This is a genomic window from Clostridium sp. L2-50 (genome assembly GCF_000154245.1).
In the GTDB taxonomy this organism is placed as follows: domain Bacteria; phylum Bacillota; class Clostridia; order Lachnospirales; family Lachnospiraceae; genus Coprococcus.
In genome coordinates this window covers 64699-86398 of the sequence record NZ_DS480329.1, presented here as the reverse complement: position 1 = coordinate 86398, position 21700 = coordinate 64699, and the positions used below count along the sequence as shown (strand labels likewise).

The window sequence follows — 21700 nt, the reverse complement described above, 5'->3', positions numbered from 1 at the left end:
TCCTCCTTTTAGTTTGAATGCGCTTTTAACACATTTGAATTTCTAAGGCTGACAACTCCATCCACTGTATAAGATGCTGCTGTCTGTGCATCCTGAAGTTTCATGGTGATTGCAAAACTATCCTCATCCGGATTCACCTTCACATCAAACTGCTCAACATTCTTTGCAAGCAGACAGGCCTCATCATTACTTGAATCAATAAATGATCCGCCTCCGGAATTAGACGCCTTCATTCTGTAAGCATATAACTTCTTGTTTGTCTTATCATATAATAGAGTACAACTTGTTATCTCGCTATCACCTGTTGTTGAATCCAGACCGGATGCATAATTAAGCTTAATATAAAGCTTATCCGCCGTCTTTGAACCTACCGTTGTCGATACCGTACTGAGTGCTACATCTTTATCCAACTCACCGATGTTGTAGCAAGGTCTTTTATTCGATCCGCTTGCAGGATTTGAAGAAGGGGCTACCTGCACTGTTTTGTTTCCGCCTCCTTCTTTATAAGAACCATCATCCTGTCTTAAATCCGACGCATCAGGAACCAGATATACGCCTTCTTTCGATGATGTTTCACCTACTCGCTTTGCTTTTGCATAAATCTTAACATCTGTTGCTGCCATCAGCATATCAGACATAGTATCATAGGCTTCTTCAGCCTGTGTCTGTATCTTCTTTCTGGATGTCATCTTCCGATTGGAAGCAACCACTGATCCAATCAGGGTTGTAACTGCTACCATAAATACACTTAAGATACCTATGTAAAGTACCAGTTCAATGAAAGTGAAACCCTTATTCTCTGTTTTTTTCACTATTCATCCCTCCTTATGATCCTGTATAATGACTACCAGTCGTTTTGTTTAATGTTACTTTACCTACTGATGCATTCGACCGCTCCTTATTGAAAGTATAAATACCATCTCCCGACCAAACCGAACCATCTGCTTTATTAAACATAACGATCATAAAACCCGCTGTGCCATTTACTTCAGTAACCTCTTTTGCGGTATCTGAAGATTTTGCCGCGTACATAATCTTTACGCGATCCAGCGTTATAGTATCTATTGATGTGTCTGCAGTAAAGTTAGCTCTGTCTTTAAAATCATCTGAAGGGTCTCCATTCGCTTTACGCGTAACATCACCCGTAAAGGTTCCGTATGTAATCTGATATTTATCGTCAACCTTTTCAATCAACATAGCAGCTTTTTTATTTTGAGATTTTGTCAATTTTACTAATGTAGACAATTCCTCATTGAATGACTCTTTAGCCGAGGTAGCCCGGGCAGTTGATATCGCTGATATCGTAACAGCTGCCAGTCCGGATAACACCGCTATTATTCCAAGAACAATAATCAGTTCTACCAGAGAATATCCAGCATTGTTTCTTTTCTTCATCTTCACCCCTCCTAATCTACATTCTTCTTCCAGTTCTGGAATTCAAGAATATCACTATAAGAGATGTCAGATAAAGTAGAACTCTTCACCTCTGCACTACTGTCTTTTTCTTCTTTTACATAGTTCTTTAAGATTTCTCTTGTAACTACGCTTACATCTGTATCTGTGCTGTCTGCGCACTTCTTCAGCACACTCGCTGTATAAGATACATCTGCTGATATACTAATGCTGCTATCACAGATAACCTTACCACCTGCTATAATCAATCCTCTGAATGACTTTACCTTGTTACTGAACTTCACATCGCCACCGCAGATAACAATACCCTGTAATGAATTGCCTGTAGCTGTATCAAGCGTTACATCTCCATCATTGATAACAAGAATCGAATCTGCTGATCCATCATCAGACGAAATCGTTTTACTGATATTCTTATGCGCTGTATGGTTAGTGCCGTCAGGCAGTGTATGCGTTCCAAAAATCTTTGTAAAGTCAACATAGTTATTTAATGGTGTCAGACTGTAATTATAAGAGTACGAATCACTTCTTACATAATCTCCCTTATACTTTCCATCTGCATCCTTGCCAACATATGTGTACTGATACTCGCCTGATGCTAACTGAGTTCTTGTATAATCACCTTTATTAGCACCTACATTTTTGAATTGTGCATGCTCGTATCTGTACTTCTGAGACTGCTTTCCATTACTGGTCTCTGTATAATCTGTATATTTTACTAATGCCCATGCAGATTGCTCTTCATCGGTCTCCTTACCTTCAGCATCCAACACCTTATTGTTTAATACAGACAGATGATCTTTCATGTTGATATACATGTAATTAAGGAAATTACTCACCTTATGTGCCTCTGTTTCAGAATCTGATCCAGTTAACTGTCCTGCACTTGTTTTAAGGTTTTCATAAGCAAGATTATTTGCTGTCGTGTCTCCATTTCCAAGCAACATGGTGAATGTCTTAGATGTAGCTGCTGCTTTTAAAGCCGTTTCAACACTCATCGTACTCTTTGTTGATGCCTGAATATATAAAGATCCGTCATTCTTATTCTGTGCCGTTACAGCCGCGCCTGAACCAACCTTAGAAGAATCTACCTTGCCATCTGCACCAACAGGAAGTAACAATGTCACATCGAAGCTGTCATAATTAGATACGTTATATATCTTCTTATTTGTTTCTTCCAGATTCTCTGCCAGAAGATCATAATACTTCTTTACAAAAGCTTCTGCTTCTTCTACATTACTCTGCTTATTATCTCCCGCTTTAATATAAAGATAATAATAATCATGACCAGACACCGTCTGTTTGATCGCATTAACTACCAATTCATTATTACTCAGTTTTTCAGTAAACTCTTTGTATAATTCCTTTAATTTAACATCATTGTTAAAACTATTTGGGAACTTCAACTTAACATGTGTATAACCATTTGAATCTACTGTCTCGCTGCCTGCAACCGGCTCCCACTGTGTCAGGAAAATCAACTGATTGGATTTCACATCAAGCGACTGACCAGTTGAATAATCCTTCAATGTTGTAAATGCATAGTCCAGATTCTTTTCATTTCCATCTGCATCAACAAGACCGAGTTCTTTTCTCTCATTAGCATCTGTGATAGAAGAAGCTGCCACTTTTGAGAACTCAATATATGATTTACCCGCAATATAAAGAGATTGTAAGCTCTTCAGATCCAATGTGGACTTCTTACCATTTACAATAATCGCACTATCACTAAAATGAGATTTTAAACTGTAATTTGTAGGGAGTTTGCCCGCATTCCCGAGAAGCTTAATGCTCCGAATATCATCTGTAGAATAGCTATATCCAAAGTATGTACCCTTAAAGAATGTCAAATTAGATTCTTCTGCATTTAACTCTGTATCATCATATACATAAGCGTTTGCTGCCGCTGTAATAGAACCGCCTTTATCTCCATCAATGATAATATTATCGGTCCAGAGCTCTGAAAGGTTCGAACTTCTACCTGAAAGAGTAATATCTGCACCATTATATGCTGTCAATGCACCAGAATTTACAATAACATCTGAATTCATTGTCAATGATGCTTTGTCAACAAAAATACCAGAATTAGCGCTTTCATCTGTAGCGCCCCAGTTTCTTACAACACTATCATTATATTTGTTTGTAACTTTTGTTGCAGTCACAGCATTATAATCTTTATTATAATAATCAGATGCTGTGTATACATTTCCTTTAACATTTACAACTGTTGCACTTGCATCGTTATAATTCGTAGTTGTTCCGGATACCTGCAGTCCCATATCTGCCAGAAATGCATAACTATACAAACTATTGCTGTTTATACCTGTCATATCAAACGAAACATTATATTCTGGTTTTTTAAGTACCAAGTCCGTCATAATTGACTGCTCATACGTTCCTGGAGCCATCGTCTCCCTATCTGTTGCAGCAGTCAATGTAATTGTTCTCTTAACACCTACGTTCTTAAATGCAATCGTCTCTACAGTTCCTGAATTAAATCCCGGTTCCGTATTTGTCTGTCCGGAAATATCTCCCGTCAGGGAATTCTTAACATATTTGATATAACTGTGTTTTCCCGCATTATCTGTATATACAATTCGAAGATTATCACAATCAAGTGTAACATTCGGATCTGTAATATAACCCTGCAATGTAGCTACTAATGTAGGGATTTTATTCAGATTATCATCATCCATAATTCCCTGCATAAAAAACTTTTTGAACAGATTATTTGCCTCTGTCTCAGAAAGATTCGTATACTTTCCATCTTTATAATATACAACTAACTCTGCAGTCGTTGTATATGCGGAATATAAGTGTTCATTTGTCGTTGCACCAATTCCTGCATAAATCTCATCCATTGCCTTCTCTACACTGTAGAAGTTATTCAATGAATTAATCTTGTAATATCTGAGTTTGTATGCTAATAACATACCCATTAACAGGGCGGATACCAGAATACTCAAAAACGTTGCAGATACAATTACAAGGACAAAACTGGAACCACGATTACTCATGTGCTTCAGTCTGCTCTTTAATTTTTTAAGCATCTTCTAATTCCCCCTTGTTCCTGATATAGTCGTCTTGTCAGTCGTCTTATCATTACTGTCTTTTTCTTCCATAAGAACAGTCAGATCGTACATATAGACATCGTCCGCCGTATCATCCTTTGTTCCCATAACACTTACAGTTGAATTTGGTTTATCTACTGTAAAGTTCGCATATACTTTAGTCTTTCCGGCTAATGTATTAATCTTTGCTTCATCTGCCGGTTTCTTAAGTGTTCCGGTTGAATCTGCAAAATTCACACGCACCTTTACAGATGATGGAGATACCTTATGCTGATTATTTACATAAATCAGATCATCAAGTGTCTTGCTGCTATCACCGCCCTGCAAAGCTTCATTGATAATTTCTGCATACTTATCATCAATATCTGCTACAGTCTGGAAAATATAAATCTTTGCCTTTTCATCCGCATCTAATGCATTTGTATCTATATTCACATAATCACGATTTACATAGATACCATTACTGGTTGCAGGAACATATAACAGATAGATTGGTGGCAGTTTATCATAATCATTCTGATATACTACACCTTCTCCATTTGCACTGGCTGGTTTATATACGTTATTTGTATTGTTCTCATATTCAGACTTAATAACGCCGATTGTTGTCTTATCTACATACTTTACGATACACTGCACACGATATTTGTTATTTGCAGTCTTTGACACTTTAATCGTCGTTGTCTTTGAGAACTCATCATTCTTCCAGAATTCATCACCATCACTGGAAAGCATCTGATTATACTGCACTGTATGACTCTTTAACAGTTCTGTCTTCTGATCCTTAAAATATGCACTTGCCTGATTATCCAGATTATTTCCATCTGCGGTTCCGGTATCACCTGTGTAAGTTGCCCCGGCAATGATCGCTGCCTGTTTATTATCCAGTGTACGAACAGTACCTACTGAAGATGTGATCTTAACATAATCACCATTTTCATCAACTTTTGCATCTCCTGTTGCCGGATCCCAGATATACCCCATCGCAGCAACCTGCTGTGCAAGATCACTGACCGTGACTGTACAGCCATACTTCGCGTAATTTCCTCCTATAGATATGTCATTACATGTGTATGTCTTCTCCGTATAATTCACCTTCTTCACTCCGGCAATCTTATTATCCGTTGTTTTCGGAGTTGTAGTTGTGCAGGTGAAATTATAGCTACCTGTAGAATTGCCATCAGGTATACTGATGGCACTACTACTCATATCTGCAGTTTTAAAGCTTTCCATGATCTGTTCTGCTTTATCAATGGCATACTGTTTCTTGGTTGATTTCTTATTGATATTAACAGCGGAAATCAACTGGGAGGTAAGAGGAACGATCAATATGGCAAATACGGCTACAGCAATGATTACTTCTATCAAACTAAAGCCTTTATTGTTTTTCTTTGTCATTTTCTACTTCTCACTCCGTTTAAAAACTGTTTACGGGTTTCAGGTTTATAACTACCTACTGAGCATTATCGCTTGATGTAGTTGTTGTAGCTGTTGACTTCTTTGTCGGGTTACCGAAGATATTATCCTTTCCGTTCTGAACATTAACATCTACCTGATCTGTAGTTCTGTCTCCACCATTTACTGCGTATGATGTGAATGACATATCACCTGTATATTTTCCTGTCTCCTCATCAAAAGCGATACTGATAGAATCAACAGTCATACGGAAGTCTCCACTCTGAATATAATCAATGACATCCTTAAGATCCTTGTATGAACCTGAATAGGTAACAGGGAAGTTCGCTGAATAGCAGTTATAATTATCTCCTGAAGCTGCAGCACTATCAGCTACGGTTGTGTCAGCCGCAGTCGTATCGGTTGCTGCTGCTCCATCTCCGAGTGTAGCATCACCTACCGCACCGGTTCCGAGTGTGTAGAATAACTGTTCTTCTCCCATCGTTACAGAAGGGAAGTCAAACTTATATTCATCCTTGATACCCTGTAAATACATAATTGTATTCTCCTGATAGAGCTCTGATGGGAATTCATCAAGGATTGCCTGATACTCTTTCTTATAGTTCTCTGTATCTTTAATATACTGGTCACGATTTACATCCTTTGACTTCAGATCATTATAGTAAACCTGCTGTTTGTCCTTTTCGGATATGATACTCTTCCGGTCTTCAAAATTATTCATAGCCACATAACGAATCGGCACGAATAATATTACAACACCCAATAAAAATAATAATAAATTTCTTTGTCCTTTTGTCATTGCATCCATGTTCGTACCCTCCTTACTGAGCTAATGTTGCATCTGTCTCTGTAGTATCTTCTGTTGATGCATTCGCATCCACATAGATACAGGTTACAGTGAAATCATATGTAGTCTTGCCTGATTCCTCATCTACATTCTCTGTAATGCTTCCGATGAATGAATTATCGATACAGTCAATTTCTTTTAAGCTGATCGCAAGACCCGCAACATCGTCATACTTTTCTGCAGTACCGGATATGGATACACCGCTCGCATCTGAATTGAACGCTGTTACTTCTGTTCCCTTTGGCATCTTCTCTTCTAAAGCATTGATAAAGGTTACTACATTCTCATTCAGATTCTTAGTGTAGCTGTACATGCTCATGGCATCCACATAGATGCTCTCTGCATCCTCATAGTCCTGTACAATGGTTTCAATATCTTTAATTGATTCAATCTTTCGGTTTACATCATCCAGCTCACTCTGTGCCTTATTCTTCATGATAAATGAAGCCGCAGTCACACCACCGGCAACGAGCACTGCCAGAATCAGAAATGCAACTACAAAAGGCGTAGAATCAACAGCTCCTTCTTTCTTAGATGCTGTTGCCCCTTCTGATATTACAAATCCCATAGGTGCAAAAGCCGCACCGATAGGAACCATAAGGTATACAGGATTATAAATCTTCAAATCAATCTTCGGGTCAAACTTGATATTGAATAAACTATCCATAACTCTGGTTGATACATTAAGCTGTACCTTGAATAAACCATCGATTCCTTTGATCAGTGCTCCATCGCCTGTCAGGAATACATCATCAATCGGCTTATCCGGATTTTTTGATGCAAAGAAATCCATCACACGTCCAATGTTATTGATCAGGTAACGGAATGAACCGGTGATCGCATTATCATCGAAATCAACTGTGATCAGACGTTCATTCTGAAGTAAGGTCATAGCTGTCGTTGCATCTACGCCCTTTGCATCCATTACTTCATTTACTACAACATTGGTACCATATGGTACAGTTCTCTGGAGTAAAAGGATATCTCCTTTTACAATATTTAATACGGTAGATTCACTACCTAACTGGATTACCATCGTTGTCATGTTCTCACTGGTCTGTGTCTTGATCAGCTGTAACATGGCATTTCCAATGTAATCGAGCGCCACTACTTTCAGTCCCGCAAGTGCTGCCACTTCATAGTAGGAACGAACCATACTGGTCGGTGCTGCTACAGCAAGGACTCTTAACTGTTTGTTATTTTCTTCATCAGTGACTGTCTCTAATACAGAATGGGATACGGTGTAATCCTCTATATTAACAGGGAAATACTCTGATGAGTTCGCATTAATAATTCCTTTGATTTTGTTCTCCTTAACGAAAGGCACAAGGACCTCTCTGTTAACGATCTTTGTAGAGGTAAGGACGAAAATCGCGTCCTTGTTAGTGATTCCGTTTGCAGCAAGCTGTGATCTGATTGCTTCTGCAATTCTTTCTTTGTCTCTGATAAAACCATCTTCGTATGAGTCTTCCGGAGTCTCAAAGATGATGGCATTATGTACGGTTGAAGTCTTCTTCTCAGAAGCGGTTACTTCTGTGATAGTAATACTTTCATTTGTAATGTCGATTGTTAAGACTTTTTTATTACTCGCCATTTTAAATAGCCTCCCTCGCTAATCAGTAGTTTTGTCGGGAATTCTCCCTTAATTGCCTGAGTACCAGCTTACATGCTGTTCACCCCATATAAATAAAAATAGAATACGCCTGTATCTTACAGGCTATAAGGTGAACAACCTGTCACCCTCAAAATGGTCTCTATGTTTGACCCTCCATATGCGACCATTCACTTGTTTTCCAGCTTATATGCAAGCCGGTTGCCGTCATTAGTTTAATCACTCACTAAACTACTGACTGCTTCCAAGACATCATATATCTTTTCTGCATTGCATTATGATATAGTGATGTCTATAAATCCACAAACATCTTACTCATGTTATCGAAAGGCAACAACTAGCTATAATATGTCATACGAGGAATTTCAAACAGCTTAATTTTGTTGCCTTTCAATACTATTAAAATAAAATATTTGTTTTCAGTTAAAGCCTAGTTCTGTGGGGAAAGTAATTTATTTGTATTTCCGCCTGAATAAACTTCAACTTTATTGTTTGCTACATCAATTAAAACTTTGAATTCAGAATTCTTGTCGTAATATTTACCCTTTAATGATGCGCTACCAAGAATCTCGCTAAGTTCCTGTCCAAAACTTCCTGATGCTTTCCATGAAGTTACAGTAGCTGTTTTTGCAGTACTTCCAAGTGAAGCCATAGCCTCTTCATTTGACATTGCGGTCTGACATGCAGAACGAATAGTGTCAGCATTTGAAATATCTGTTGATGCTCTTGACTTGTTAATGTACTTGATAAGTGCCGGTGCAAGTGCGCCTGCAAGGATTGCCATGATAGCAATAACGATAATTAATTCTACTAATGAGAAACCTTTGTTGTTCTTCTTCATAATTATTCTCTCCTTTTTCTTTCTTAATTATTTTATGTTGTTGTTGTGTCATATGACACTATATCAATACCGGCATCCTCGTTCTACCGGAATCAATCAATGTAAAACTGTGTAAGTAAATTATGTATTGTTTATTGGTTTATTGTATTAATACTGATCCATTGCATCGTACATACTCATGATAGGACCGTATACAGCTGCTACGATCATACCTACGATACAGGCAAGTATAACCATGATCAACGGTTCCATTGCTGCCGTTAATTTATTAGTAGCTGCGTCTACCTCTTCATCGTAGTAGTCGGCAACCTTACTGAGCATCTCCTCGATATCACCGGTCTCTTCACCGATCTTTGTCATCGCTGATAACATCGGCGGAAGAACCTCCATATCCTTTAATGGTTTTGAAAGCGGGATACCCTTTGCAACCTGTGTCTTTGCATCCATCAGGCCATCACGTATGATCTTATTATCCATCATCTTCGCTACCTGTTCTACAGCATCGATCATAGAGATACCGGATGCCATCAAAGTGCTCATGGTTCTTGCGAATCTGGAGCAAGCTGATTTGATCGTCAGGTTTCCGAATACCGGAGCCTTGATCGCGATATTCGAGAAGAACTGTTCACCAACCGAACTCTTCTTGAACGCCTTACAGGCAAACACGATCGCTGCTACAACAATGATCAATATGTACCATTTATGAATAATGAAGTTACTTGCCGCAACCATCATTCTTGTTGCAAGAGGAAGCTTTGTTCCCATGTCTTCAAACATACTGGTGAAGTTCGGGATTACCGCGATCATTACCACGATTACTACGATGATCATTACGATAAATACTACGATAGGATAAACCATCGCGCCCTTGATCTTACTGGATAATGCATTATCCTTTTCAAAGTGTTCTACCAGACGATCCAGACACACCTCTAAGTTACCGGACAACTCACCGGCAGCTACCATGTTGATCATGATCGGAGGGAATACATCTGAGTTTACTCGAAGGGCATCTGCAAGAGTACCACCTTTTTCAACATATGTCTTCGCATCCATAACCGCACGCTTCAGTGTTGGATTCTCGATCTGGTCGCCCATCAGTTCCAATGCGGAAATGATCGTAACACCCGCTTTTATAACAGCTGAGAACTGTTTACAAAAGACACCCAGGTCTCGTGATTTTACTTTCTTCTTAATTAAACCCCCTGAAAATGGATTGTTCTGCTCTGTCAGGCTCATGATCGAATAGCCATCCGACTTCAGCTTTTTCTCCGCTCCATCTCTGTTTGGGGCCTCGATGGTACCTTTTTTATTCTTACCATCTTTGTCAACAACCTTGTAGTTAAATACTGCCATTGTTTCTCCTCCGACCCTATCATATTTCTTCCGTGATCATATCTGACCACACCCTTTATGCGTCTTTAAGCGCATAAAATCTCATTCATATAGATTATATAATACTATAATTTGCTACCATAATCAATATTTTCTTATGTCCGCCAGTTTTTTTGTGAGATTTGCACAAAACTGTTATACATTTTACTGTCCGTTAATCTTCTTTCTGAGGTACTGCTGATCCTGTGCATATGTCATTGCCATCTCTCTGGTTATAGTTCCCGCAGAGAACAGATCGTACAGTGCATCATCCATCGTAATCATTCCAAGCTGTCTGCTTGTCTGAATCGTTGACTGGATCTGATGCGTCTTTGCTTCACGGATCAGACTCCGTATAGCAGGAGAAGCAAGCATAACTTCAAAGGCTGCTACTCGTCCCTGACCATTTGCCGTAGGCAGAAGTGACTGTGATATAACGCCTTCAAGGACCATCGCAAGCTGTACACGTACCTGCTGCTGCTGGTTTGTAGGGAAGATATCAATGATACGGTCGATCGTACTTGCCGCGCCGATCGTATGCAGAGTCGAGAAAACCAAATGTCCTGTCTCGGCTGCAGTGATCGCTGTTGAAATAGTCTCAAGATCTCGCATCTCTCCTACCAGAATGATATCAGGATCTTCACGGAGTGCTGCACGAAGTGCATTTGCGTAGCTGAGTGTATCCATACCAACTTCTCGCTGATTTACGATTGCCTTGTTGTGATGATGGATATACTCGATAGGGTCCTCCAGTGTGATGATATGATCTGTCAGGTTTTCATTTGCTTTATTTATAATAGAAGCAAGTGTTGTTGATTTTCCCGAACCGGTAGGTCCCGTTACAAGTACAAGCCCTCTCTTTCTCTTATAGAGATCAACAACCTCTCTCGGAATACCAAGCTGATCAGGTCTTGGGATCTGTGTCTCAACTCGTCTGTAAGCCGCCGCCATATTACCGCGATCCATATATACGTTCACACGGAAACGTCCGGTCTCCGGTGAGTCAAACGAGAAATCGACCTCACCTCTGTCCTTTAAGATCGCTACATGTCTTTCTTTCATGGTTGCTCCGATCGCTTCTGCCGCATCAGCAGGTGTAAGCGGAGGAACTTCAACTTCTGTCAATCGTCCATTGATTCTGAGCTTTGGTGGTATTCCGACTGCAATATGTACATCAGATGCCTTCGCCTCAACCGAGAATGCCAGGAGCTCCTTCATATCCAGCATATTGTTTCCTTCCTTTCCTTGTTGCATTTCATAATTTCAATTTATTTTTACAGAGTTATGTATGTAAGTTCTTCTCTGTTAAAAATCTGTTTGGATTATTTCTTTGTTAAAAACATCCCTTTTTCAAATGAACACTCTAATATGAATGTATTAATGTCTTTGCATGTTTTAATGTTTTAATATTTTAATGTCTTTATATCATTTAGTATTCGTCACCGGTTGTATAAACGATCTTCTTCATCTCCGAAAGTGATGTGATACCGTTTAATACATGCTTTGCTGCGCCCATCTTCAGTGTGAGCATTCCTTCTGATAATGCCTGCTTCTCAATCTTATCTGCCGTCGCTCCGGTCGAGATAACTGCCTGTAATGCCTTTGAAACCGGCATCATTTCATACACACCGATTCGTCCTGCATAGCCGGTATCATTACAAAGCGGGCATCCTGCAGGCTCATAGATGATTACGTCTTCTTCATCAGCCGGTACGCCAAGCACCTGTCTCTCATCATCTTCTATAAGTCGTGGCTGTTTACAGGTTGGGCACAGACGTCTTACCAGTCGCTGTGCGATAACACCTACAACCGCATCACCTACAACGTAAGGCTCGATACCCATATCTTCCAGACGAGTGATCGTAGATGCTGCCGAGTTTGTATGGAGTGTTGATACAACCAAGTGTCCGGTGATAGCCGCCTGAACCGCGATCTGGGCAGTCTCACCATCTCGAATTTCTCCGATCATTATGATATCCGGATCCTGACGAAGAATAGATCTAAGTGCTGCCGCGAATGTCATATCTGCTTTATTATTTACCTGTACCTGGTTGATACCGTTGATATTCGCCTCGACAGGGTCTTCTACCGTGATAATATTAACATCTTCTTTGTTCAACTCACTTAATGATGTGTACAGTGTAGTTGATTTACCGGAACCGGTAGGCCCTGTAACAAGGATGATTCCGTGTGGGTTACTCAGGATTCCATCAAATACTTTGATCTCATCCTCATCAAGTCCAAGACCGCTCTTCGGCTTGGTCAGTCCGTCTTTAGAAGTAAGTCGCATAACCGTCTTCTCACCGTATACTGTCGGAAGGATAGATACACGGACATCGAACTCTCGTCTGTCTACGAAAATGGTAATACGACCATCCTGTGGTTTTCTCTTCTCTGCGATATCCATTCCGCCTATGATCTTGATACGGGCTGTAATACCTGCCAGAATACTGAGGTCATATGACATTACCTGCTTCAACGCACCATCAATTCTGTATCTGACACGAACGCTGTTCTCCAGTGCTTCGATATGGATATCGGATGCTCTCTGTCTTACACCGCCCTCAATGATCTGCTTAACCAGAAGAACGATAGGTGAATTATCAATATCTTCGTTTGTTTCTTCTTCATCTCCGCCACCAAGTGCATCCGCCTGTTCCTGACGATACATCTCAGCCGCTTCCATCGCTTTTGAGCTTCCATAATACTTGCCGATCGCATCATTGATCTGTTCCTCCGTTGCGAGCATCGGCTCTACCTGCATATTTGTTACAAGTCCGATATCATCAATCGCATTGATATCCATCGGATCAGACATAGCAAGTTTTAATATATTCGGGTTTTCCGGATCGATCTCGATAGGAATAACCTTATATTTTGTAACCATATTCTCAGGTACCATATGAATAACTTTATCTTCGATCTTGGCACCTTTCAATTCTATGTAATCAATACCTAACTGCTGTGTTAGAAGAGTAATAAGGATCTCGTTACTGATCATTCCCAGATCTACGAGAACATTTCCGAGCTTCCCGCCGTTCTCTTTCTGATATGCCAGAGCCTCCTGTAACTGCTCCTCTGTAATTGCTCCTGCTGCTACAAGGATATCTCCAATTCTAATCTTTTTTCGGCCCATTCCTAATCGCATACTGGTCTGTCCTCCTACACTTTTTAAATATACGAACACTCATTTAGAGATTATAGCACACCCTGGTAAAAAATTAAACATTTTGAACAGATTTTGGTCAATTTTTTTTGATTTTTTTCACATTTTAACAAGTTTTCTTTTTGGGATATGCACGTTCTTTACAGTTTCATCATAAAATATATACAAATCGCTGGAGCAGAAATTGATGTGCAGACATTTAAAAAGCCTCTCTCACCAAAAGAGGAAGCATATTTTCTGAAATTATGCAAAGAAGGCGATCCCCGGGCCAGAAAAACTCTGATTGAATATAATATGCGGCTGGTTGCCCATATTGCAAAAAAATACAATGGGAGCCACGAAAATGATGATCTGATATCCGCAGGCACGATCGGACTGATCAAAGCCATCGACACCTACGACTCAAAAAAAGGAAAACGACTGGTCACCTATGCATCCCGATGTATTGAAAACGAACTTCTGATGCTTCTCCGTCAGAACCGAAAGCACGCCCGTGAAGTATCCTTGTTTGAACCCATCGGCACAGACAAGGAAGGAAACGAGATCAGTCTGATGGATATCATCAGTCCCGATACTCCATCCATTCTTGATTCCATGGTACATGATTATAATCTGAAACAGCTTCCGGATTGTATGCTGCACCACCTTACAAAACAGGAAATGGTGCTCCTGTCCAGACGTTACGGTCTGTCCGGTGAAGCACCATGTACTCAAAAAGAAATTGCCTCCGCAATGGGCATTTCCAGATCATATGTTTCCAGGATCGAGAAACGTGCATTGCTCAAGCTTCGCAAAGCTCTCGAAACCTGACCTCCCTATTCCTGCCGTCTGAGTATCATCCCCGCTGATACCGGGCGGTCAAGTCTTACATAGAGCTGCATCTTCGGATGCGGTGCAGACTCCATTTTCTCCATCTTGTCATTGTAGATTTCTTCTACCCGGCACGAGATATTTGTGCCGTCAAAGTCCATCGCCTCTATCATCTCTCCAACAGAAAACTTATTCTTCTGTTCAAATACCGCAAGTCCGTCTTCTGTCACCAGCTGCACATTTCCGATATAAGTATAATTCTTGATATAAGTATTGTTATCATAGATCTGAGAGTCACTATCTGTCTTTCCGAAATAAAATCCAGTTGTGAACTGTCTGTATGTGCATTTTGCTATCTCTGATTTATAATATTCCATATTCGACCTGTAAAGCTCCGGCGACTCCATATAATCATCGATTGCCTTTCTATATGTTCTGGCAACCGTTGCAACATATAGCGCAGTCTTCATTCTGCCCTCTATCTTAAAGCTATCGATACCCGCATCGATCATCTCGGGAATGTGTTCTACCATGCAGAGATCCTTTGAGTTAAAGATGTAGGTTCCCCTGTCATCCTCATTAACCGGCATATACTCACCCGGTCTTGTCTCTTCTACGATGTGGTACTTCCATCTGCAAGGATGTGTGCACGCACCACGATTCGCATCTCTGCCTGTAAAGTAACTACTGAGCAGGCATCTTCCCGAATAAGAAATGCACATAGCTCCATGCATGAACGATTCAATCTCCATATCATCCGGAATATGATCCCTGATCTGTCTGATCTCAGCAAGCGACAGTTCTCTGGCTGTAACCACGCGTTTTGCCCCAAGCTTATACCAGAAGTTATATGTCAGATAATTGGTGTTATTTGCCTGCGTACTGATATGAAGCTCCATATCCGGCATAGTTTCCTTTGCGAGTGTAAAGATACCGGGATCAGACACCAGAACAGCATCCACGCCGGTATCCTTTAACTGTTCAAAATATGTTTTCATTCCATCGATATCATAATTATGTGCAAATATATTCGCTGTCACATACACTTTTGCGTTTTTTGCATGTGCATATGCTGCTGCTTCTTTCATCTCATCAATCGAGAAATTATCTGCTTTCGCACGAAGCCCATATGCCTGTCCGCCGATATAAACCGCATCGGCACCATAATCTACCGCAACCTTTAAAACTTCAAGACTGCCTGCCGGAACAAGCAGTTCCACTTTACGATCTGTCATTTATCCAATCCTCTTTTCAATTCTTATTTATCTTCTTTCATTCTGTAATATCATACACCAACCGCGCATATTCATATGTCGATTATTTACAGCATTCGTCTTTTCGTACAGACAGGCTCATTCCGTCCCCAATATTTAAAATAGCTGTTTCAAGCCGTTCATCATGTTTTAATTCATACAGATATTCTCGCATTCTTGCATGAATCGTCCGATTTCTTCTCGTTACCGCGAACCTGGATTCAAGCACGTCTCCATCCTGTAATACATTATCACACAGCAGGATTCCTTCCGGAGCAAGTAATGGGATCGTTTTTTGAAAAAAGCTTCCATACTGTCCTTTTGCCGCATCCATAAACACCAGATCAAATGATCCCTGTAATGTCGGAAGGATCTCGTTTGCATCCCCCTCCAATAAGGTAATCCGATCTTCAGCCTGTGCAAGTCTTATATTGGCCTTTGCCTTTTCTATTCTCGGTCGATAGTTCTCTATCGTTGTAATATGTCCTTCTTCTCGCAAAAACCTGCTCATAAAAATAGCAGAAAAGCCGACCGCCGTTCCTATCTCCAGTATATTTACCGGTTTCTTTATCATCATCAGAAGCTTGATGAACTCGCCTGCTTCTCTACGGATGATAGGAACCTCCTGCTCTTCTGCTTCTTTTCTGATAGCAGTTATCACATCGTCATAATCACTGTTAAATGAATTAATGAAGGACGCAATTCTTTCATCTGTTATCATTCACTTTTCTCCGTTGTATCATTTTCCGACTTGGCATCAGTCGTGCTGTCCGACGTCTTATCTTTTGCCTTTTCTTCCTTTTTGCTTTCGGCTTTTTTCTCCTTCTCGTCCAGCTTGCCACCCGTTATCACGGTTATGATCTCGTCATTTGTATAGTTCGGAGCAATCTCATACGTTCCCGGCTGGATCTTTGCTGCATAAGAACCGATTCTGATACGAATCATCAGTGCATATGCATTCTTTACAACTCCGGCATCATCTAATGTCTCACAGACATCTTTGATCGATGAATCCGGAAGTATCGTAACTGCTACTACCTTTGTATCCGCCTTATCTTTGCAGCTGTTACTTGCAAACACATCATAAGCAAAGCCGAATCCGAACGCAAACACCTTAACCAATATAAACAGGATAAATACATTCACAAGTAAACCGACCGAGAATCGCAGTACTCGTTTCATTGTCAGTGCTCCATCTATAGCCATATCTTAATCTCCTTATCCATTCGTGCCTTCAGACACTACGTAACTGTTGTAACATATCCTACTGCTTTATGTCAACATCCAGCCCATCAGCTATCTCATCATACATTGTTTTCAGCATCCTGCAAAGCTTTCGTTCTGCCCGAAGGAAATCATTTACAATAGTGTCATGAACGATCGGATCATATTCCTCGAATAATGCAACTACCTCATCATAAGGATTATCATTCGAAGCATTGTTCTGAATATCCGAGTTCTTCTTTTTGAACTCATTCAGCCCCCGAAGCAGATCCGGATGTTCGTATAATCTTTCGCGGCACACCAGATAGTGCCTGTAGAATTCCGATTCCTTTATCGTTTCATTCAGTTTTTTACTGAGTTCAACAACATCGCTCATTGTTCATTCCTCTTTTCTTCTTAGCCTATACCCATGCATGAGGTAATTATCAAAGCGTCTTATACTTCTGTAATGATCGGAAGGATCATCGGGCTTCTCTTCGTCCGTTTCCACAGGAATTCACTCAAGGAATCCTTGATCGTCGTCTTGATCTTGCCCCAGTCTGTAACATTCTTACGCAAGCATTTCTCCAATGCTTCCTCCACTACTGCACGACAGTCCTCCATCAACGTCTCCGATTCTCTTACATATACAAATCCTCTGGAAACAATATCCGGACCCGCTATCAGGTTATTGCTGTATTTATCAAGTGTCACCACAATGATCAGCAGACCGTTCTGTGACAGAAGCTGTCTGTCTCTTAAAACAATGTTACCGACATCTCCGACTCCAAGTCCGTCGACAAAGACTCCCTGTGCCGGAACTTTTCCGGTCACCTCAAGCTTATCTTCGCTTACTTCCAGAACATCTCCTGTTGTCAGAATCTTGATATTCTCTTTCGGAATACCCATCTCCTGTGCCAGCTCTGCGTGGCGTTTCAGATGCCTGTACTCACCATGTACCGGTATCGCATATTTCGGTTTTGTGAGCGCATAGATCAGCTTCAATTCCTCTCTGCAGGCATGTCCCGATACATGTGTGTCTTCAAAGATTACATGGGCGCCCTTCATTTCCAGCTCATTGATCACCTTGAATACTGCTTTTTCATTACCCGGGATCGGGTGTGAACTGAATATGACCACATCTCCCGGCATGATCGAGATCTTGTTATGGATTGACGCTGCGATTCTTGACAGAGCCGCCATGTTCTCACCCTGACTTCCTGTCGTGATCAGAACAAGCTTCTCATCCGGATAATTCTTGATCTGACTGATATCTATCAATGTGTTATCCGGTATATCGATATAACCGAGCTCGGAAGCCGTACTGATGATATTCACCATACTTCTTCCTTCGATGATTACTTTTCTTCCATACTTATATGCTGAATTGATGATCTGCTGCACACGGTCTACATTCGATGCAAATGTAGCTATGATGATTCGATGATTCTGATTATCATTGAACAGATTATCAAACGTTCTTCCTACTGTCTTTTCTGACTTTGTAAAGCCCTCACGTTCTGCATTTGTGGAATCTGCCATCAATGCCAGAACACCTTTTTTGCCAAGCTCTGCAAACCGCTGAAGATCGATCATATCTCCAAATACCGGTGTATAATCAATCTTGAAATCTCCGGTGTGGACAAGCAGTCCTGCCGGCGTATAGATCGCCAGTGCTGCGGAATCAGCAATCGAATGGTTTGTCTTAATAAATTCTATGCGAAATTTTCCAAGAATGATATTCTGTCCATATTTTACAACCTTACGTCTGGTGTTGTTCATCAGATTATGTTCTTTCAGTTTATTCTCGATCAGTCCCATCGTAAGCTTTGTTGCATAAATCGGCATATTGAGTTCTTTCTCAATGTAAGGAATGGCTCCGATATGATCTTCATGACCATGGGTAACCACAAGCCCTTTGACTTTGTCCGCGTTTTCCTTAAGGTAAGTGACATCCGGTATTACAAGATCGATTCCTAACATATCGTCCTCAGGGAATGCCAGACCGCAGTCAATGACTATAATAGAGTCCTCATACTCTATTGCGGTAATGTTCATTCCAATCTGTTCCAATCCGCCCAATGGAATAATCTTTACCGCATCGCTATTCAATTTTTTCAATGTTCTATACCTCCAAATCTACGTCCTCTAGCAGCTCTTCAAATATCTTCATAACTGCTTCTAATTCTTTGTCATCTTCAACGATGTCAAATGCTGCCATCTCACCTTCACTGTCTGAAGCATTCTCCTTCAGTATCAGGAAAGAACCATCATCTTCATCGTCTCCGTCTTCCGTAACAAGCAGATAATTCACTCCGCCAAGAGTCGTCTGCTCCATAACAGAAAAAGCAACTTCATTGCCATCTTCATCTGTAAATACTATGCTGTCGTTTTCCATTTCTGTTCTAATCCTTTCGACTATTCGGTCTGCCCTTCATGAGCCTGACTGTCAAGATAATTCTGCAAAATAACCGCAGCGGCCATCTTGTCTACATACTGTTTCCGATTTTCTCTTCTGACTCCGGTATCCATCAAAATCCGTTCTGCTTCTACCGTAGAAAGTCTTTCATCCCACAGGATAACCTCAAGGCCTGTTCTACGTTCCAGATCTTCCTTAAACTGTTCGGTCGCTTCTGCACGTTCTCCAATCGTATTATTCATATTCTTCGGATATCCGAGAACGATCCGTTCTGCCTGATATTCCTCAATAATACTCTCTATTCTCGCAAGTGTCTGTCGAAGTTTGTTTGCTGATTTTCTTTCTATTGTTTCAAGTGGCTGTGCCGTGATCATCAGCGCATCACTGACCGCAACTCCTACTGTCTTTGTTCCGTAGTCCAATCCAATTATCCGCATATTCTTATCCTGTTCTTCTCTCCATGTAATCCGAGCTTTTTTCGATGGGATTTTTTTCATCCGACCCCATCATTTTCGACACGATCCCGATCTACTTGATCAGATTATTCTTAATGTAATCTTCAAACAGAACTTCTATGATCTCATCCCGCTCTGCTTTCATGATCAGACTTCTTGCATTCTTATAGCTGGTGATATATGTAGGATCACCGCTCATAATATAACCGACAAGCTGACTGACCGGATTATAGCCTTTTTCTGTCAGTGCTTCATATACCTGTCCTATGATCTGTGTTACATCTATCGTGTTATCCTTCAGCTGTGCAATATGTTGTGTATTCTCTTTGTTATTCATATACTCACATCCTTACTTTTATCAAGTGCCATCAGCATCTTTGCATAAAAACCTTACCCTATAATAATATAAACCCATGCAAAATTCAACCTAAAGCCGCATATTTGTATATGTTGTAACGCATTTTGCGCATAATCCGGCTGTGCAATCTGCTCATTCCACGCCCACACCGTATGGAATCTTCACCACATGATTAATGATATCTGTCTGCCGGTCACAGATCCTGTGCATGCATTCTTCCTCCACAAAAATATCCATATATCGTTCCGTATGTCCACGATATCCGTCTTTTCCCTCTCTCCGGACTTTTTCTTCAACAAGAACATCGAGATTTTCTCCCCGGAAGGACGCTTCATATGCCTGTTTGTTCCTTTCGGATAAAGCCAATAGAACATCGCTTCTTTGATTTTTAATCTCAGGCGCAACCTGATCCTTCATTCCGGCAGCAACCGTTCCCTGTCTTGGCGAGAACTTAAATATGTGCATCTCGTACAAATTAAGCTTCGTCAGATAATCCACCGTCTCCCGAAACTCTTCTTCCGTCTCCCCCGGGAATCCTACGATTACATCCGTAGTCAGTGCCGGGCGGTCAAATGCCTTACGAAGCATCTCACATTTTTCAAAGTATTCTTCGCAGGTATACTTCCTGTTCATCCTTTTTAATACTGTATTACAGCCACTTTGCAGACTTAAATGGAAATGCGGACACACCTTTTCATTATCCACAATGCGGTCTATAAATTCATCTGTAATAATACTAGGTTCCAGCGAACCAAGACGGATTCTTTTAATTGATTCGATTTTTGAGATTGCATCAATTACATCTGCGAGTCCTACCTCATTTTCCTTATCCTTACCATAAGAGGAGATATGGATACCTGTCAGAACAATTTCTTTTACTCCGGTCAACGCCAGTCGTTCAACTTCTTCTATAATGGATGCGATGTCCCGGCTCCGAATCCTTCCTCTGACGTAAGGAATAATGCAATAAGAGCAGAACTGGTTACAACCGTCCTGAATCTTCACATATGCCCGTGTATGCTCTAAAGTACTGTTAATGGTCAAAGGCTCATATTCTTTTTCCGCTGATATATCGAGCATACCTTCATCTGTCACGCCTGCCTGCAGATAATCCTCCAGAATCCGAACAATATCTTTCTTTTTATTGTTTCCTATAATAATAGATATACGATCATCTTCCATCAGCTTATCCTTTGCAGCCTGAACATAACAGCCCGCCGCTATTACGACTGCATCCGGATTCAGTTTCTTCGCTCTGTGTATCATCTGTCTGGATTTTTTATCTGCCATATTTGTAACAGAGCATGTATTTATCAGATATACATCTGCTTTTTCTTCGAAGGAAACAGCCGTCATTCCGGCCTCTTTTAAGAGTTCGATCATGCCATCTGTCTCGTATTGATTTACCTTGCAGCCCAGTGTCAGAGGGGCTACTGTTTTTCCCTTCAGCATTCCTTATTTT

General features: G+C 40.7%; 20 protein-coding genes. 1 reads left to right on the top strand and 19 read right to left on the bottom strand.

The genetic code is table 11. The features are described 5' to 3' along the window. Positions 1-8: 8 nt before the first annotated feature. From CLOL250_RS12995 to CLOL250_RS12950, 10 genes are all read right to left on the bottom strand, one after another. On the bottom strand, positions 9-812 hold the full coding sequence (locus CLOL250_RS12995) for a prepilin-type N-terminal cleavage/methylation domain-containing protein (protein ID WP_008403052.1): 804 nt from the start codon (positions 810-812) through the stop codon (positions 9-11). Positions 813-825: 13 nt separating this feature from the next. Continuing rightward, positions 826-1395 (bottom strand): pilus assembly FimT family protein, encoded by a 570-nt coding sequence (locus CLOL250_RS12990; RefSeq protein ID WP_008403050.1) that lies wholly within the window; start codon positions 1393-1395, stop codon positions 826-828. A gap of 11 nt (positions 1396-1406) precedes the next feature. After that, entirely contained in the window at positions 1407-4463 is a 3057-nt protein-coding gene (locus tag CLOL250_RS12985; protein ID WP_008403049.1) for a hypothetical protein, read from the bottom strand. 3 nt (positions 4464-4466) lie between these two features. Continuing rightward, positions 4467-5882, bottom strand: a complete 1416-nt coding sequence (locus CLOL250_RS12980; protein ID WP_008403048.1) for a type IV pilus modification PilV family protein — start codon at positions 5880-5882, stop codon at positions 4467-4469. Between the two features lie 55 nt (positions 5883-5937). Continuing rightward, positions 5938-6708 (bottom strand): hypothetical protein, encoded by a 771-nt coding sequence (locus CLOL250_RS12975; protein WP_008403047.1) that lies wholly within the window; start codon positions 6706-6708, stop codon positions 5938-5940. Between the two features lie 13 nt (positions 6709-6721). Continuing rightward, positions 6722-8341, bottom strand: a complete 1620-nt coding sequence (pilM, locus tag CLOL250_RS12970; protein ID WP_008403046.1) for a type IV pilus assembly protein PilM — start codon at positions 8339-8341, stop codon at positions 6722-6724. Between the two features lie 448 nt (positions 8342-8789). Further along, the gene (locus CLOL250_RS13500; RefSeq protein ID WP_008403045.1) at positions 8790-9200 is read right to left on the bottom strand and encodes a type II secretion system protein; all 411 of its coding nucleotides are present in this window, start codon (positions 9198-9200) and stop codon (positions 8790-8792) included. Positions 9201-9347: 147 nt separating this feature from the next. Then, on the bottom strand, positions 9348-10556 hold the full coding sequence (locus tag CLOL250_RS12960; protein ID WP_008403043.1) for a type II secretion system F family protein: 1209 nt from the start codon (positions 10554-10556) through the stop codon (positions 9348-9350). 183 nt (positions 10557-10739) lie between these two features. Further along, positions 10740-11801, bottom strand: a complete 1062-nt coding sequence (locus CLOL250_RS12955; RefSeq protein WP_084770790.1) for a type IV pilus twitching motility protein PilT — start codon at positions 11799-11801, stop codon at positions 10740-10742. 202 nt (positions 11802-12003) lie between these two features. Further along, positions 12004-13722: a GspE/PulE family protein gene (locus tag CLOL250_RS12950; RefSeq protein ID WP_008403040.1), complete on the bottom strand. Its 1719-nt coding sequence runs from the start codon at positions 13720-13722 to the stop codon at positions 12004-12006. 147 nt (positions 13723-13869) lie between these two features. Between CLOL250_RS12950 and sigK the strand changes: the two genes are divergently transcribed. Further along, on the top strand, positions 13870-14550 hold the full coding sequence (sigK, locus tag CLOL250_RS12945) for an RNA polymerase sporulation sigma factor SigK (protein ID WP_008403039.1): 681 nt from the start codon (positions 13870-13872) through the stop codon (positions 14548-14550). A 5-nt stretch (positions 14551-14555) separates the two neighbouring features. Here sigK and CLOL250_RS12940 read toward each other — a convergent pair whose 3' ends face one another. The 9 genes from CLOL250_RS12940 to mtaB all read right to left on the bottom strand — a co-directional run bounded on the left by CLOL250_RS12940 (position 14556) and on the right by mtaB (position 21690). Continuing rightward, complete coding sequence (locus CLOL250_RS12940; protein WP_008403038.1) at positions 14556-15785, bottom strand: peptidase U32 family protein; 1230 nt, start codon at positions 15783-15785, stop codon at positions 14556-14558. 82 nt (positions 15786-15867) lie between these two features. Further along, positions 15868-16524 carry an O-methyltransferase gene (locus CLOL250_RS12935; RefSeq protein ID WP_008403037.1) on the bottom strand — a complete coding sequence of 219 codons (657 nt, stop codon included), beginning with the start codon at positions 16522-16524 and terminating at the stop codon, positions 15868-15870. Beyond that, positions 16521-17009: an endolytic transglycosylase MltG gene (locus CLOL250_RS12930; protein WP_008403035.1), complete on the bottom strand. Its 489-nt coding sequence runs from the start codon at positions 17007-17009 to the stop codon at positions 16521-16523. The genes CLOL250_RS12935 and CLOL250_RS12930 overlap by 4 nt, the downstream gene beginning before the upstream one ends. 58 nt (positions 17010-17067) lie before the next feature. After that, positions 17068-17403, bottom strand: coding sequence for a YlbF family regulator (locus tag CLOL250_RS12925; RefSeq protein WP_008403034.1), 336 nt, complete (start codon positions 17401-17403; stop codon positions 17068-17070). A 59-nt stretch (positions 17404-17462) separates the two neighbouring features. Further along, positions 17463-19127 carry a ribonuclease J gene (locus tag CLOL250_RS12920; protein ID WP_008403032.1) on the bottom strand — a complete coding sequence of 555 codons (1665 nt, stop codon included), beginning with the start codon at positions 19125-19127 and terminating at the stop codon, positions 17463-17465. 4 nt (positions 19128-19131) lie between these two features. Then, positions 19132-19404, bottom strand: coding sequence for a DUF1292 domain-containing protein (locus CLOL250_RS12915; RefSeq protein ID WP_008403031.1), 273 nt, complete (start codon positions 19402-19404; stop codon positions 19132-19134). 20 nt (positions 19405-19424) lie between these two features. Next, positions 19425-19862: a Holliday junction resolvase RuvX gene (ruvX, locus tag CLOL250_RS12910; RefSeq protein WP_021943459.1), complete on the bottom strand. Its 438-nt coding sequence runs from the start codon at positions 19860-19862 to the stop codon at positions 19425-19427. Between the two features lie 91 nt (positions 19863-19953). Then, positions 19954-20217 carry an IreB family regulatory phosphoprotein gene (locus tag CLOL250_RS12905; RefSeq protein WP_008403029.1) on the bottom strand — a complete coding sequence of 88 codons (264 nt, stop codon included), beginning with the start codon at positions 20215-20217 and terminating at the stop codon, positions 19954-19956. A gap of 153 nt (positions 20218-20370) precedes the next feature. Further along, positions 20371-21690 (bottom strand): tRNA (N(6)-L-threonylcarbamoyladenosine(37)-C(2))-methylthiotransferase MtaB, encoded by a 1320-nt coding sequence (mtaB, locus tag CLOL250_RS12900; protein ID WP_008403028.1) that lies wholly within the window; start codon positions 21688-21690, stop codon positions 20371-20373. Positions 21691-21700 lie beyond the last annotated feature (10 nt).

What these genes read in the sequence shown, in the direction of transcription:
- CLOL250_RS13500 (WP_008403045.1), bottom strand. Translation starts at nt 9,200, where the DNA reads ATGAAGAAGAACAACAAAGGTTTCTCATTAGTAGAATTAATTATCGTT.
- CLOL250_RS12925 (WP_008403034.1), bottom strand. Translation starts at nt 17,403, where the DNA reads ATGAGCGATGTTGTTGAACTCAGTAAAAAACTGAATGAAACGATAAAG.
- sigK (WP_008403039.1), top strand. Translation starts at nt 13,870, where the DNA reads ATGCACGTTCTTTACAGTTTCATCATAAAATATATACAAATCGCTGGA.
- ruvX (WP_021943459.1), bottom strand. Translation starts at nt 19,862, where the DNA reads ATGCGGATAATTGGATTGGACTACGGAACAAAGACAGTAGGAGTTGCG.
- CLOL250_RS12915 (WP_008403031.1), bottom strand. Translation starts at nt 19,404, where the DNA reads ATGGAAAACGACAGCATAGTATTTACAGATGAAGATGGCAATGAAGTT.
- mtaB (WP_008403028.1), bottom strand. Translation starts at nt 21,690, where the DNA reads ATGCTGAAGGGAAAAACAGTAGCCCCTCTGACACTGGGCTGCAAGGTA.
- CLOL250_RS12990 (WP_008403050.1), bottom strand. Translation starts at nt 1,395, where the DNA reads ATGAAGAAAAGAAACAATGCTGGATATTCTCTGGTAGAACTGATTATT.
- CLOL250_RS12930 (WP_008403035.1), bottom strand. Translation starts at nt 17,009, where the DNA reads ATGGCTATAGATGGAGCACTGACAATGAAACGAGTACTGCGATTCTCG.
- CLOL250_RS12955 (WP_084770790.1), bottom strand. Translation starts at nt 11,801, where the DNA reads ATGCTGGATATGAAGGAGCTCCTGGCATTCTCGGTTGAGGCGAAGGCA.
- CLOL250_RS12985 (WP_008403049.1), bottom strand. Translation starts at nt 4,463, where the DNA reads ATGCTTAAAAAATTAAAGAGCAGACTGAAGCACATGAGTAATCGTGGT.
- CLOL250_RS12905 (WP_008403029.1), bottom strand. Translation starts at nt 20,217, where the DNA reads ATGAATAACAAAGAGAATACACAACATATTGCACAGCTGAAGGATAAC.
- CLOL250_RS12980 (WP_008403048.1), bottom strand. Translation starts at nt 5,882, where the DNA reads ATGACAAAGAAAAACAATAAAGGCTTTAGTTTGATAGAAGTAATCATT.
- CLOL250_RS12940 (WP_008403038.1), bottom strand. Translation starts at nt 15,785, where the DNA reads ATGACAGATCGTAAAGTGGAACTGCTTGTTCCGGCAGGCAGTCTTGAA.
- CLOL250_RS12975 (WP_008403047.1), bottom strand. Translation starts at nt 6,708, where the DNA reads ATGGATGCAATGACAAAAGGACAAAGAAATTTATTATTATTTTTATTG.
- CLOL250_RS12935 (WP_008403037.1), bottom strand. Translation starts at nt 16,524, where the DNA reads ATGATAACAGATGAAAGAATTGCGTCCTTCATTAATTCATTTAACAGT.
- CLOL250_RS12960 (WP_008403043.1), bottom strand. Translation starts at nt 10,556, where the DNA reads ATGGCAGTATTTAACTACAAGGTTGTTGACAAAGATGGTAAGAATAAA.
- CLOL250_RS12950 (WP_008403040.1), bottom strand. Translation starts at nt 13,722, where the DNA reads ATGCGATTAGGAATGGGCCGAAAAAAGATTAGAATTGGAGATATCCTT.
- pilM (WP_008403046.1), bottom strand. Translation starts at nt 8,341, where the DNA reads ATGGCGAGTAATAAAAAAGTCTTAACAATCGACATTACAAATGAAAGT.